At 52.9% G+C, this 13,312-nt stretch carries 15 protein-coding genes and 1 pseudogene; 9 read left to right on the forward strand and 7 right to left on the reverse strand.

What is annotated here, in order from left to right; all coding sequences use genetic code 11:
- Positions 1–185: hypothetical protein (locus tag JK231_RS17045; RefSeq protein WP_211729111.1), on the forward strand; the 185-nt coding region annotated here is incomplete at its 5' end.
- Here JK231_RS17045 and gmhB read toward each other — a convergent pair.
- Positions 153–713 carry a D-glycero-beta-D-manno-heptose 1,7-bisphosphate 7-phosphatase gene (gene gmhB, locus JK231_RS17050; RefSeq protein WP_097118398.1) on the reverse strand — a complete coding sequence of 187 codons (561 nt, stop codon included), beginning with the start codon at positions 711–713 and terminating at the stop codon, positions 153–155. The genes JK231_RS17045 and gmhB overlap by 33 nt on opposite strands.
- 188 nt (positions 714–901) lie before the next feature.
- Between gmhB and metN the strand changes: the two genes are divergently transcribed.
- The 6 genes from metN to proS all read left to right on the forward strand — a co-directional run bounded on the left by metN (position 902) and on the right by proS (position 6,459).
- Positions 902–1,933: a methionine ABC transporter ATP-binding protein MetN gene (gene metN, locus JK231_RS17055; protein ID WP_097118397.1), complete on the forward strand. Its 1,032-nt coding sequence runs from the start codon at positions 902–904 to the stop codon at positions 1,931–1,933.
- Positions 1,926–2,579 (forward strand): methionine ABC transporter permease MetI, encoded by a 654-nt coding sequence (locus JK231_RS17060; RefSeq protein WP_034829428.1) that lies wholly within the window; start codon positions 1,926–1,928, stop codon positions 2,577–2,579. The genes metN and JK231_RS17060 overlap by 8 nt, the downstream gene beginning before the upstream one ends.
- A 37-nt stretch (positions 2,580–2,616) precedes the next feature.
- Positions 2,617–3,432, forward strand: a complete 816-nt coding sequence (locus tag JK231_RS17065; protein ID WP_034829430.1) for a MetQ/NlpA family lipoprotein — start codon at positions 2,617–2,619, stop codon at positions 3,430–3,432.
- 115 nt (positions 3,433–3,547) lie between these two features.
- On the forward strand, positions 3,548–3,949 hold the full coding sequence (gene rcsF, locus JK231_RS17070) for an Rcs stress response system protein RcsF (protein ID WP_058962053.1): 402 nt from the start codon (positions 3,548–3,550) through the stop codon (positions 3,947–3,949).
- A complete protein-coding gene (tsaA, locus tag JK231_RS17075) occupies positions 3,946–4,650 on the forward strand; it encodes a tRNA (N6-threonylcarbamoyladenosine(37)-N6)-methyltransferase TrmO (RefSeq protein ID WP_097118396.1) in 705 nt (234 codons plus the stop codon). Before rcsF ends, tsaA begins: the two co-directional genes overlap by 4 nt.
- 90 nt (positions 4,651–4,740) lie before the next feature.
- Positions 4,741–6,459 carry a proline--tRNA ligase gene (gene proS, locus JK231_RS17080; RefSeq protein WP_097118395.1) on the forward strand — a complete coding sequence of 573 codons (1,719 nt, stop codon included), beginning with the start codon at positions 4,741–4,743 and terminating at the stop codon, positions 6,457–6,459.
- A 30-nt stretch (positions 6,460–6,489) separates the two neighbouring features.
- On the opposite strand, the gene arfB is transcribed toward proS, so the two are convergent.
- Positions 6,490–6,900 (reverse strand): alternative ribosome rescue aminoacyl-tRNA hydrolase ArfB, encoded by a 411-nt coding sequence (gene arfB, locus JK231_RS17085; RefSeq protein WP_097118394.1) that lies wholly within the window; start codon positions 6,898–6,900, stop codon positions 6,490–6,492.
- Between the two features lie 216 nt (positions 6,901–7,116).
- Between arfB and JK231_RS17090 the strand changes: the two genes are divergently transcribed.
- Together JK231_RS17090 and rof are read left to right on the forward strand one after the other, a co-directional pair.
- Positions 7,117–7,317, forward strand: coding sequence for a YaeP family protein (locus JK231_RS17090; protein WP_211729112.1), 201 nt, complete (start codon positions 7,117–7,119; stop codon positions 7,315–7,317).
- On the forward strand, positions 7,304–7,567 hold the full coding sequence (rof, locus tag JK231_RS17095; RefSeq protein ID WP_038648888.1) for a Rho-binding antiterminator: 264 nt from the start codon (positions 7,304–7,306) through the stop codon (positions 7,565–7,567). Before JK231_RS17090 ends, rof begins: the two co-directional genes overlap by 14 nt.
- A 40-nt stretch (positions 7,568–7,607) precedes the next feature.
- Here the strand turns inward: rof and JK231_RS17100 are convergent, their stop codons facing one another.
- From JK231_RS17100 to accA, 5 genes and pseudogenes are all read right to left on the reverse strand, one after another.
- Complete coding sequence (locus tag JK231_RS17100) at positions 7,608–7,916, reverse strand: cytochrome c (protein ID WP_034829444.1); 309 nt, start codon at positions 7,914–7,916, stop codon at positions 7,608–7,610.
- A 14-nt stretch (positions 7,917–7,930) separates the two neighbouring features.
- Positions 7,931–9,232 (reverse strand): tRNA lysidine(34) synthetase TilS, encoded by a 1,302-nt coding sequence (tilS, locus tag JK231_RS17105; RefSeq protein ID WP_182057906.1) that lies wholly within the window; start codon positions 9,230–9,232, stop codon positions 7,931–7,933.
- Positions 9,233–9,285: 53 nt separating this feature from the next.
- A complete protein-coding gene (locus tag JK231_RS17110; RefSeq protein WP_058962058.1) occupies positions 9,286–9,675 on the reverse strand; it encodes a VOC family protein in 390 nt (129 codons plus the stop codon).
- A gap of 72 nt (positions 9,676–9,747) precedes the next feature.
- Positions 9,748–11,898, reverse strand: a pseudogene (locus tag JK231_RS17115) (lysine decarboxylase LdcC).
- A gap of 442 nt (positions 11,899–12,340) precedes the next feature.
- A complete protein-coding gene (gene accA / locus JK231_RS17120) occupies positions 12,341–13,300 on the reverse strand; it encodes an acetyl-CoA carboxylase carboxyl transferase subunit alpha (protein WP_034829454.1) in 960 nt (319 codons plus the stop codon).
- Positions 13,301–13,312: the final 12 nt, after the last annotated feature.

Raw genomic sequence — 13,312 nt, forward strand, 5'->3', positions numbered from 1 at the left:
GGCGGGATGAATTTCTTCACTCCCTGCTGAGCCGTCTGCGTTGCCGCTTTGCCGTCTCAGTGGTGGCGCATTATAGGCAGGTTCTGAGGAAGCGCAAGGGCAATTTTCAAGTTTTTATTCGTTCGCTTGAAAATTGCACAAAACCGCCTAAATCAGCCCTTTTTAATGCGTCCAGGCAGCTCTGACAGGCTGTTAAGCACCCAATCTGCTGCATTTTCGCCTTCAGCGGTGACCGGCTTACCAGTACGCACCAGCACTTTCGTGCCCACACCTGCTGCTGCAGCTGCCTGCATATCTTCTATTTTGTCACCTACCATATAAGAAGCAGTCATATCGATGTTCAGATGCTTCTGCGCAGAGAGCAGCATACCCGGCTGCGGCTTACGGCAATCACATACCTGGCGATACTCTTCTACAGTTGCATCTGGCAGATGAGGACAGAAATAGATGCCATCAAGATCGACATCACGATCCGCCAGCGACCAATCCATCCATTCGGTGAGCTGCATAAACTGGTCTTCGGTAAACATGCCGCGCGCAATACCGGACTGGTTGGTCACCAGTACCAGCGCGAAGCCCATCTTCTTTAGCACCTGTAACGCTTCAATGGTGCCATCGATGAATTCAAAATTATCGATTTCGTGAACATAACCATGATCGACATTCAGGGTGCCATCACGATCCAGGAAAATAGCGGGGACTTTATTCGACACGTAGAAACTCCTGCTGCAAATAATGCCGCACAGTATCGCATGATTGCATATATAGAGAGAATGGCAGATTGAATGACTTCGATTGATTTAGCCGTCTGGATGCCTTAACATCCATCCAAATTTCACGCAGCGCAATCGCGTGAAACCCGATACACCACGGATAACGCAACACGATAACTATTAAACTAATGATTAAACTCGAAAACATTACCAAAGTGTTCCAGCAAGGTTCACGCACCATTCAGGCGCTTTCCAACGTCAGCCTGCATGTGCCTGCTGGACAGATTTATGGCGTCATCGGTTCTTCCGGTGCCGGTAAAAGTACGCTGATCCGCTGCGTTAACTTGCTTGAGCGTCCAACATCAGGACGCGTTCTGGTTGATGGTCAGGATTTGACTGCCCTCTCCTCCTCAAAACTGACGCTGACACGCCGTCAGATTGGCATGATTTTCCAGCACTTCAATCTAATGAACTCACGTACCGTAGCCGGTAACGTTGCGCTGCCGCTTGAATTGGGCGACCTGTCACGTGAGCAGATTAAAAACCGCGTAACTGAACTGCTGGAGTTAGTTGGACTGGCGGACAAGCACGACAGCTGGCCTGCGAATCTTTCGGGTGGACAAAAACAGCGTGTGGCGATTGCGCGTGCGCTGGCCACGAATCCAAAAGTTTTGCTGTGCGACGAAGCCACCAGCGCCCTCGACCCAGCAACCACGCGTTCCATTTTAGAGTTACTGAAAGACATCAACCGCCGTCTGGGGATCACTATTCTGCTGATCACTCATGAGATGGATGTGGTGAAACGCATCTGCGATCAGGTTGCTGTTATCAGTAATGGCGAACTGATTGAGAAAGACAGCGTCAGTGAAGTGTTCTCACATCCTAAAACGCCACTGGCTCAGCAATTCATTCAATCGACGCTGCATCTGGATATCCCAGACGATTACCAGCAACGTATGACACCGCAAGCCACAGCTGAAAGCGTCCCGCTGTTGCGTCTGGAGTTCACCGGCAAATCAGTAGATGCGCCGCTGCTGTCAGAAGCTGCTCGTCGCTTCAATGTGAATAACAACATCATCAGTGCCCAGATGGATTATGCCGGCGGCGTGAAGTTCGGCATCATGCTGGCCGAGATGGATGGCAGTGAAACAGACACACAGGCAGCGATTGCCTGGCTGAAAGAAAATCATGTGAAAGTAGAGGTACTGGGTTATGTCTGAAGCGATGCTGTGGTTACTGACGCGTGGCGTCTGGGAAACGCTGATGATGACCTTCGTCTCTGGTTTCTTTGGTTTTGTACTCGGCCTGCCCGTCGGCGTGCTGCTGTATGTCACTCGCCCAGGGCAAATTCTGGCCAATGGCACACTCTATCGCGTGCTCTCAGCGGTGGTGAATATCTTCCGTTCAATCCCCTTCATTATATTACTGGTGTGGATGATTCCTTTCACGCGCATGATTGTCGGCACCTCCATTGGTTTGCAGGCTGCAATCGTGCCACTGACAGTCGGCGCCGCACCTTTCATTGCGCGCATGGTCGAGAATGCGCTGTTAGAGTTGCCAACCGGTTTAATCGAAGCCTCACGCGCGATGGGCGCGACTCCCCTGCAGATCGTACGTAAAGTGCTGCTGCCAGAAGCCCTGCCTGGTCTGGTGAATGCCGCTACAATTACTCTGATTACGCTGGTCGGCTATTCCGCCATGGGTGGCGCGGTCGGCGCAGGTGGCTTGGGTCAGATTGGCTATCAGTATGGTTACATTGGTTATAACGCCACTGTGATGAATACTGTGCTGATTTTGCTGGTTGTTCTGGTGTATCTCATTCAATTCTGTGGCGACCGCATTGTCCGTGCTGTGTCACATAAATAAGTAAACAACATCAATAGTCCTCTATTAAGGAAGGGATATGTCTTTCACATTTAAGAAGATTGCCGCTGTGGGTGCTCTGATTGGCGCAATTGCGCTGGCAGGATGCGATCAGAAAGCTAAAGACCCAAACCACATCAAAGTGGGTGTGATTGTCGGTGCTGAGCAGCAGGTTGCTGAAACCGCAGTGAAGGTCGCTAAAGAGAAATACGGTCTGGATGTTGAGCTGGTGACCTTTAACGATTACGTGCTGCCGAACGAAGCATTAAGCAAAGGCGATATCGATGTTAACGCCTTCCAGCATAAGCCTTATCTGGATCAGCAGATCAAAGACCGTGGCTATAAGCTTGTGCCAGTGGGTAACACCTTCGTTTATCCGATTGCTGGCTATTCAAAGAAAATCAAATCATTGGATGAACTGCAAAACGGTGCACAGGTTGCGATTCCTAACGATCCAACCAACCTCGGTCGTTCACTGCTGCTGCTGCAGAAAGTCGGCCTGATCAAACTGAAAGATGGCGTGGGCCTGCTGCCAACCTCTCTGGATATTGTTGAGAACCCTAAAAACCTGAAGATTGTTGAGCTGGAAGCGCCACAGCTTCCACGTTCACTGGACGATCAGCAGATTGCGCTGGCGGTGATTAACACCACTTACGCCAGCCAGATTGGCCTGACACCTGCGAAAGATGGCATCTTTGTCGAAGATAAAGATTCTCCTTACGTGAACCTGATCGTTAGCCGTGAAGATAATAAAGATGCGGAAAACGTGAAGAAATTTGTTCAGGCATATCAGTCTGATGAAGTTTCTGAAGCCGCGAACAAAATCTTCAACGGTGGTGCAGTTAAAGGCTGGTAATTTTCGCCTTTGATGCCATCCAGGGCGGCTTCGGCCGCCCTTTCTTTTTGCTGACTTGTTATTTAATCCCGTCCTTGTTTCAATAACGCCACTTTTTACTACTGAGGATGTTGCCATGCGTTTTTTACCGCTCTGCTTGTTAGCATTGATGCTAACCGGGTGTGTCCGTGAATATCACCCAATAAGCAGTGCTCCCGCCCGCCCGCAACCATCATCCAGCGAACCAGAACGTAAGCCTGCTCCACGTCCTGCACCGGTAAAAATTTATACCGATGCCACCGATCTGGTCAGTAATCCGTTCCGCGATCTGGGCGAAGTCTCTGCCGATGATTGCCAAAGCAGCAGCCAGGATTCGCCACCGAATATCAATACCGCGCGTAAGCGCCTGCAGATTAAAGCAGCCGGGATGAAAGCGAACGCGATATTGCTGCATAAATGCGAAATCGTCACCAGCACGCCGGGCTGTTATCGTCAGGCGATTTGCCAGGGCTCAGCACTGAAAGTTTCCAATCAATGAGTGATTTTGCCTTTGCGCAAATCGGCGTCATTCGTTCGCCGTGGAAAGAAAAATTTGCCGTACCGCGCCAGCCTGGGCTAGTTCAGGATGGCGGCGGCGAGTTGCATCTCCTGCCGCCTTATAATCAGCCAGAAGCGGTGCGCGGGCTTGAAGCCTTCAGCCATCTTTGGGTGCTGTTTGTTTTCCATCAGACCATGGAAGGCGGTTGGCGCCCAACCGTGCGCCCTCCTCGCTTAGGCGGCAACGCACGCATGGGAGTCTTCGCCACCCGATCCACCTTTCGCCCTAACCCCATCGGCATGTCGCTGGTCGAATTGAAAGGCATTCGATGTGAAAAGCAGCAGGTGATTCTGCAACTCGGTAGTCTGGATTTAGTCGATGGCACACCGGTAGTCGATATCAAACCCTACCTGCCGTTTGCTGAAGCCCTGCCCGATGCCCGCGCCGGCTTCGCGCAGAGCGCACCGGATGCCACCATGCCCGTGCGTTTCTCTGCTCTGGCGCAAAACCAAATCCAGCAGCAGAACAACTATCCCCATCTGGCACGTTTTATCGCTGACGTTTTAGCGCAGGATCCCCGCCCCGCTTACCGTAAAGGTGAAGCGGAAGATCGTGAATATGCTGCCTGGCTACTCGACTTTAACGTGCGCTGGCGTATCGATGAGATCGGCACAGAAGTGATCGCTCTCGATCCACGCTAAAACAAGCTTTTGAGTGAATGATCTCGCTGGTACACTAGCCGCCAGAAAATTTTTTGTCCGTGTCCTTCCGTACAACTGGAATCGTAATCAATGCGTACTACTCAATATCTGCTCTCTACTCTGAAAGAGACGCCATCCGATGCGGAAGTGATCAGCCACCAGCTGATGCTGCGCGCCGGTATGATCCGTAAACTGGCTTCTGGTCTTTATACCTGGCTGCCGACCGGTGTTCGCGTGCTGCGAAAAGTTGAAAACATCGTACGCGAAGAGATGAACAACGCGGGTGCGATTGAGATCTCCATGCCGGTGGTTCAGCCTGCCGATTTATGGGAAGAGAGCGGCCGTTGGGAGCAGTACGGCCCAGAACTGCTGCGCATTAAAGATCGCCACGAGCGTCCATTCGTGTTAGGTCCAACTCACGAAGAAGTGGTCACCGATTTGATCCGCAACGAGCTGAGCTCGTACAAGCAGCTGCCGCTGAATCTGTATCAAATCCAGACCAAATTCCGTGACGAAGTGCGCCCTCGTTTTGGTGTGATGCGCTCACGTGAGTTCATCATGAAAGATGCATACTCCTTCCACACCTCACAGGAATCCTTACAGGAAACCTATGATGCAATGTATCGCGCTTACAGCCAGAGCTTCAGCCGTATGGGGCTGGATTTCCGTGCGGTGCAAGCGGATACCGGTTCGATTGGCGGTAGCGGCTCTCACGAATTCCAGGTGCTGGCGCAGAGCGGTGAAGATGATGTGATCTTCTCCAGCGAATCCGATTACGCCGCTAACATCGAAAAAGCCGAAGCACTGGCGCCAGCGGGCGAACGTCCGGCTGCGACTCAGGCGATGACGCAGTTCGCGACGCCAAATGCCAAAACGATTGCCGAATTGGTTGAGCAACATCAGATCCCGGTAGAAAAAACCGTGAAAACGCTGATTGTGAAAGGTGCGGAAGAGAGCGGCCATGCGCTGGTTGCCTTGTTGGTTCGCGGCGATCATGAACTCAACGAAATCAAAGCCGAGCATCTGGATATCGTTGCCTCTCCGCTGGAGATGGGCAGCGAAGAAGCGATTCGCGCCGCCGTTGGCGCAGGTTTTGGTTCTATCGGCCCGGTTGGTCTAAGCATGCCTGTGATTGCTGACCGCACCGTTGCCAAGATGAGCGATTTCTCTGCAGGCGCCAACATTGATGGTCAGCACTTTGCCGGCATCAACTGGCTGCGCGATCTGCCAGAAGCGCGCGTAGAAGATATCCGTAACGTGGTTGAAGGCGATCCAAGCCCGGATGGCAAAGGCACGCTGCAAATCAAACGTGGTATCGAAGTCGGTCACATCTTCCAGCTGGGTACCAAGTACTCTGACGCAATGAAAGCGGCAGTACAGGGTGAAGAGGGCCGCAACCAGATCATGACCATGGGTTGCTACGGCATTGGTATCACCCGTGTTGTCGCCGCGGCCATTGAGCAGAACCATGACGAACGCGGCATCATCTGGCCAGCCGCGCTGGCACCGTTCGAAGTGGCGATTTTGCCAATGAACATGCAGAAATCGTTCCGTGTGAAAGAGTTGGCTGAAGAGCTTTACAGCCAGCTGCGTGCCAAAGGCATTGATGTGATTCTGGATGACCGCAAAGAGCGCCCAGGCGTGATGTTCGCTGATATGGAACTGATTGGCGTGCCACATACTATCGTCATCGGTGACCGTAACCTCGATAACGAAGAGATCGAGTACAAGTCGCGTTCATCCAGCGAGAAGCAAATGATCAAACAACACGATATTGTCGAGTTCCTGGCAAAAGCGCTGAACAAGTAAGACTAAAACGCCTCCAGCTGGAGGCGTTTTTCATTGCACTTTTCCCCGCATCGCTTTCACATTACTGCGCCGTGATTTCCCCTCGAGCCGCCGCTCTTTAGATGCACGCGTGGGTCGTGTCGCCCGCCGGGTTTTTTCCATCGTGGTTAACTCACGAATCAGATTGATCAGCCGCTGCAGGGCCGCCTCGCGATTCATTTCCTGGCTGCGATACTCCTGAGATTTGATGATCACCACGCCTTCTGTCGTAATCAAATGGTGGCTCGCAGCCAATAGGCGTTCCTTGTAGAACGGTGGCAGCGAAGAGGCATGGATATCAAAACGCAGATGGATAGCAGTAGACGTTTTATTCACATGCTGCCCGCCCGCACCTTGTGCACGAATGGCACTGAGCTCGACCTCGTTGTCTGCAAGTGAAACTGAACGCGACAGCACGATCATCTGTCACCTGCCTTTAAGAACGATGTTGTGTCGCGGAATAACCTGTTCATCAACTTAACCTTTTGTGCGCCGCCTTCCTGCTTAAGGCCAGCGCTGTGTGTCACTTTTACACTTTTCTTTGTACAGATCGCGGCTTCCCCTGGCTGATTTCCATGAAAATCCTGTGATATAGTCGCTTATCAACCAGAGTATTTAAGCTCTGCTGAGGAGGTGTATGTGCAAAAGTATTGTGAGTTAGTTCGCCAGAAGTATGCCGAAATCGGCAGTGGCGACCTGGGGTATGTGCCAGACGCGATAGGTTGCGCGCTAAACGCACTCAACGATATTGCCGCTAATTCTGCGCTAAACTCTTCTGTCAGGGAACAAGCAGCTTATGCTGCTTCTAACTTATTGGTGAGCGACTATGTTGACGAATGAAGCCTACAAACCCATCAACTGCGATGACTACGATAGCCTCGAGCTCGCCTGCACCAAACACTGGACGCTGTCTTTGGAGTTAAAAAACGGCGATCAGCTTAAGGCGAAAGCCGTTGACATGGTCTCACGTAAAAACGTGGAGTACCTGACGGTCGATCTCTCCGGTGAAACCCGCGAACTGCGTCTTGACCATATCGCCAGCTTCAGTCATCCCGAGCTGGGCACCGTCATCGTTAGCGAAGACGAATAACTACCACATTCGGGCGGGAATGCTATCCCGCCCCCCTCGCTTACGGCTTCAGCGAACTGTAATACGCCGATAAATCTTCCATATCCTGATCGCTCAATCCTGCCACAAACGCTTTCATCACTTCTGCCTGACCACCGCTACGCTCCCCTTTTTTATATGCCTGCAAGGAGTGCAGCAGGTAAGGCGCATGTTGCCCGGCAAGATTGGGATAAAGCGGCACAGCACTTTTCCCTTCCGCACCATGACACGCCAGGCAGGTTGCTGCTTTTTGCGCGCCTGCATTCACATCGCCGTCGGCAAAAGCCGGCAACGCTGCGGCCAGCAATGCTGCCGCCATCCAGTGTTTCATCATTGCTCTCCATCTTATTGTTGTTGTAACCAGATCGCTTGCCAGCCTTGCTCATGACTGGCCGCACCTTCGTGGGTGACAAAGATTCCCGGTGCACAGATCAGCGTCTGGTTGTAGTAAATCAAGGGGATACGCTCCCGCTGCCAGGGTGGCACACCTAATTCCTGCCACAATTTTTTTATCTCGCGGCCTCCGGCGCGGCCCAGCAGATGATAATAGCCGCTGGCCTGAAAACGAACGTTGATCGATTCGTCCTCGGTGGGATGACGCAAGGTGGCGATCGCCGGGTTTGCCTGTAATACGCCTAAATTCTCGGGCAGCCGCAGCAGTTGTTCACGATCATGCCAGGTTAGCGAGTGCTGACTCAGCGATGCATGCGCGTTAAGCCAATACAGCCGCTGTCGATACCGGCGGAGTGTAAAGGCAGCAAAACTCAGGCTGGGATTGGCATCTTCACGGCTACACATCACTTCATCGGTGATACGTTTTAAGGCATCACGTGAAGGCATCGCGCCGCCCTGCTGTGCAATCCAGCGACGCAAAAGCGCATGGCGCCGCGCTTCGCTCATCGTCAGCAATGGCGGAAAATGCAGTGCGCCCTGTTCATCAGTGAGCTGGGCCAACTGTTCTGCCAGCAGTTCATCCAGCAATTGTTCCTGCTCACCACACAACGCGGCACTGCGGGCGCTGGCGGCGCTAAAATGTGGCCAGCGCGTCTGCAGCAACGGCAGAATGTCCTGACGAAGAAAATTACGGTCATAGCGGCTGTCGGCGTTACTTTCATCCTCGATCCAGCGTAAGCGGTGCTCCGTCGCATAGGTTTCGAGTTGCTGACGACTGATATCCAGCAACGGGCGCAGGTGCGAATGTTTTCCCACCTGACGCTGGATGGGCATCGCCGCCAATCCTGCTGGACCACTGCCCCTTTTTAACGCCAACAACAGCGTTTCACACTGATCGTCAAGGTGCTGAGCCGTAAGTAAGTGCTCACCGGGTTGCAGCTGTTGCAATAACGCCTGATAGCGTGCTTCACGGGCCGCCGCCTCAATGCCCTTTACACGACCATCCACCTGAACGCGCAACACTTCGCAGGGAATCTGCCACTGCTGACAGATTTGCAGGCAATGTGACGCCCAGCGCTCCGCATTTGGGCTTAATCCATGATGGACGTGCAACGCGCGCACCTGCAGCTGTGGCATCAGGCGTTGCCAACTCACCAGCTGATGCAGCAGTACGGTGGAATCCAACCCGCCACTGAACGCCAGCACACAGCGGGCGTCGGGTTTCAGTAACGAAGCAAGATGGGAAAAGGACATAGCGTAATCCGTCAACGCGAACCGCCTGATTGCGGCCCGCAGCGGTGGCTAGTTTACGCTTGATACAGCTCCAGCGGCAAACCGTCTGGATCCGGAAAGAAAGTGCACGCTTTGCCAGTCAGGGCATCAATGCGGATGGGTTCGCACACCACGCCTTTCGCAGCCAACGCGGCAATCGACTGTTCAACATCATCAACACAAAACGCCAGATGACGCAGACCGCAGGCTTCCGGCCCACTGACGCGTGGCGGCGGCGAGGGGAACGAGAACAGTTCGATGGTATAAACCCCGTTCAGTCCCAGATCGCCTTTCCACGAATCACGCTCGGCGCGGTAATACTCACCCAGCAAATCAAAACCTAACACGTCACAGTAAAACGCCTTACTGCGCTGATAATCGGTGGCAATAATGGCAATGTGGTGGATCTGTTTTATCTGCAGCATAGCGGCTCCTAAAGAATCAGCCGCTAAGCCTACGTGCTCGGTAGCGCGCTGAAAAGAGGCAATTGTCCGAAGTTAACGGCTGTTTTCCTCACGGAGCACGCGCACCAGATAGCGCCCATCGTCGGTGAGCGTTGCACCATGGATATCGGTTTCAAATCCAGGATAGTGCCGTCCAATCGTGCAGAGCATCAGCAGAAAATCGAGCACCGCGCGACTCTCCTCCGTGATCATCTCGCCCGGCATCACCAACGGCACGCCCGGTGGATAAGGCAGAATCATGTTGGCAGAGACCCGGCCCACTAACTCACGGATATCGACGGTTTCGACTTGCCCCTGCACCTGGCGCTGGAAGGCCTGATGCGGCGTCATTTTTGATTCAGGTAAAACGTCGAAAGCCTTAAGCATCAGGCGTTGCAGATCGTGTTGTCGAATCAGATTATGAATGCCCTGCGCCAATGTCTGGATGCGCATATTACGATAGAAATCGGGATCTTCGGCATAGAGATCCGGCAGCATGTTTTTCACCCGCAAATTAAGATCGTAGGCGCGTTTGAATTCAGTCAGACCACGCAACACGCTCATGGCTTTGGTTTTATCGATGCCGATGCTGAACAGGAACAGCAAATTGTACGGACCGGTCTTCTCTACCACCACGCCGCGCTGATCGAGGAACTTCGCCACCAGCGCCGCCGGAATGCCTTCATCCGCCATTTTCCCCAATTCACTCATTCCGGGTGTCAGGATGGTGACTTTGATCGGATCGAGGTACATGTGATCACGATCGGCATGGGTGAATCCATGCCAGTCCTCTTCGCCTGGCTGGATCGGCCAGCACTCAGCTTCATCGATCTGCTCAGGCTGCCAGATGTCGAAGAACCAGCCATCGCACTCTTCACGCAGTCGCTGAATCTCACGACGGAAGTGCAAAGCGCGCTCAACTGAGCGATTGATCAATCGCTTTCCCGGATTACCGCGCAGCATCGCCGCCGCCGTTTCGATCGATGAGACAATCGCGTAACTCGGCGATGTGGTGGTGTGCATCATCTAGGCTTCATTAAAGGTGTCGTGGTCGTAATCACCTTTGATGTGAATCAGCGAGGCCTGCGAAAACGCCGCCAGCAGTTTGTGCGTTGACTGCGTTTCATAAATCACTTTGCCGGGAATACGCTCCCCGCTCATACCACTTTTGCCGCTGTAGATGGGATGAAAGTTGGTATACGGCACCCAAGCCGAATCGAAATGAATCGACGGCACATCCAGCGTCTCTTTGATGTACTGGGTGTTATACAACAGGCCATCGTAAGTGGAGTTGGTGATGACGGCATGCACCGGCCAACTGGCGCGTGGTGTCTGATTAACTTTCTGCTGAATGCTGTCGCGTGTGAATTCCCGCTGCGGGATCCCCCCTAGAATGCCCAGCGCATTACGCGTAGGCTTGAGCCAAATCGGGATGATGTCGCTCATCATCAGCAAATGGGTGAGTGATTTGTGGCAGTTACGGTCAATCAGCACCGTACTTCCTGCGGGTGCAGCGTACATCCCAACAATTTTGTTTGAGGTTGAGGTGCCATTGGTCACCATATAGCTTTGTTCAGCGCCAAAAGTACGCGCCACATACTCTTCTGCTTCGAGGTGCGGGCCGGTGTGATCGAGCAGAGACCCCAGTTCGGTGACGGAGATGGAGACATCCGCCTTGAGCGTGTTTGCACCAAAGAAGTCATAGAACAGGCTGCCCACCGGGCTTTTCTGGAAGGCGGTGCCGCCCATGTGGCCCGGCGTACAGAAGGTGTATTTGCCCTCTTTCACATAGGTGAATAGCGCCTTGGTGAGCGGCGGCATGATTTTATCGATGTACTCATCGGTGTACTGCCGAATGTGTAATGCGATGTCGTCAGCGGCATTGAGCGCGTACTCAAAGAATTGCAGCGCCATGCGCATTTCGTTAATGCTGACATCCATCTGCGAATGGGTGTTAATAAAGGCATACAGCGGCAGATATTCGTTGAGCTGGTTGATGTCGCTACACAGCGCCAGACTGTAATCGTCCCAGTCAAAAACCACGCCGCAGATACGCGGGTTGTGTTCTATCAGTTTCAGCAGGTCGCTGGCATTGTTGGGATAGACGGTCTGGAACCCTTGCAGCTTGAGGGCTGCGTCCAGTTCACGAATCGGTTCATCTTTGTAGAACGCGCCGTGCGGTCCCATGATCGCGATAATATTCAATGCTCACCTCCTGTGGTGTTATGGCACTGAATAAGGATAGCGAAAAGTGAGAGGTGAATGTTCTGGAATGCGGTGTTGTTGTTTAGGGGGGATTGCTGTTAATTGGGTGCGAGGGCCAGAAAAGGCCAGCCCGATCGCAAAGGAACAACGCATCCATGCAGATCGGCCGGGCCGTCCATGGCCCGGACGCTTTGCTCTTCGGGCTGGCCTTCTCAGCCCGGTTAGAACGTCATGGCTGACCAATTCATCGTCGTCTGTTTGATCCCACTCAATATTCAGGTGAGTTCATGATTGAATGAGCACCTTGATAATAAAAAGGTTTTTTTGGCTGATTAGATTCTCTTTACTGCCCAATGCATAGCAGTTTGAACGATCTCGCTCGGTAATCAGCTGGCATAAAAAAAGCGGACCGGAGTCCGCTTCTCTTCATGCACAGGCTGGCTTACGCGTAGCCATAGCTCATCAGGCGCTGATAACGACGGTTAAGCAGCTCTTCCGTGCTCAACACGTCGAGATCGGCCAGATCCGCCAGCAGTTGCTTTTTCAAGCTTGCCGCCATATCCACTGGTTGACGATGCGCGCCGCCCAATGGTTCAGGGATGATCGAGTCGATCAGCTTCAGCTCTTTCAGGCGATCGGCGGTGATGCCCATCGCTTCCGCAGCCAATGGCGCTTTATCAGCGCTTTTCCACAGAATAGAAGCACAGCCTTCCGGTGAAATCACCGAGTAGGTGCTGTACTGCAGCATGTTCACTTTGTCGCCCACGCCAATTGCCAGCGCACCACCGGAACCGCCTTCGCCAATCACGGTACAAATGACCGGAATTTTCAGACCTGACATTTCACGCAGGTTGCGTGCGATGGCTTCTGATTGTCCACGCTCTTCGGCGCCCACACCAGGGTATGCACCCGGGGTGTCGATGAAGGTGATCAGTGGCATTTTGAAGCGTTCAGCCATTTCCATCAGTCGCAGCGCTTTACGATAGCCTTCTGGTGCTGGCATACCGAAGTTACGACGGATTTTCTCTTTGGTTTCACGGCCTTTCTGATGGCCAATGACCATCACCGGACGACCATCAAGACGGGCAATACCGCCGACAATCGCTTTGTCATCGGCATAAGCGCGGTCGCCAGCCAACTCATCGAAATCATCAAACGCGTTGCGGACATAGTCCAGCGTGTAAGGGCGCAGCGGGTGACGCGCGAGCTGCGCAACCTGCCATGCACCTAAATCGGAGAAGATTTTACGTGTCAGCTCAACGCTTTTTTCGCGCAGACGCTGCACTTCTTCATCCAGATTAATATCGTGTTTCTCATCCGAACGGCCAATTGACTTCAGCGAGTCGATTTTCGCTTCCAGTTCTGCGATTGGCTGTTCAAAATCCAGGTAATTAAGACTCATAATGTTCCTGTT

The organism is Pantoea sp. JGM49 (assembly GCF_018257655.1).
GTDB classification, from domain to species: domain Bacteria; phylum Pseudomonadota; class Gammaproteobacteria; order Enterobacterales; family Enterobacteriaceae; genus Pantoea; species Pantoea communis.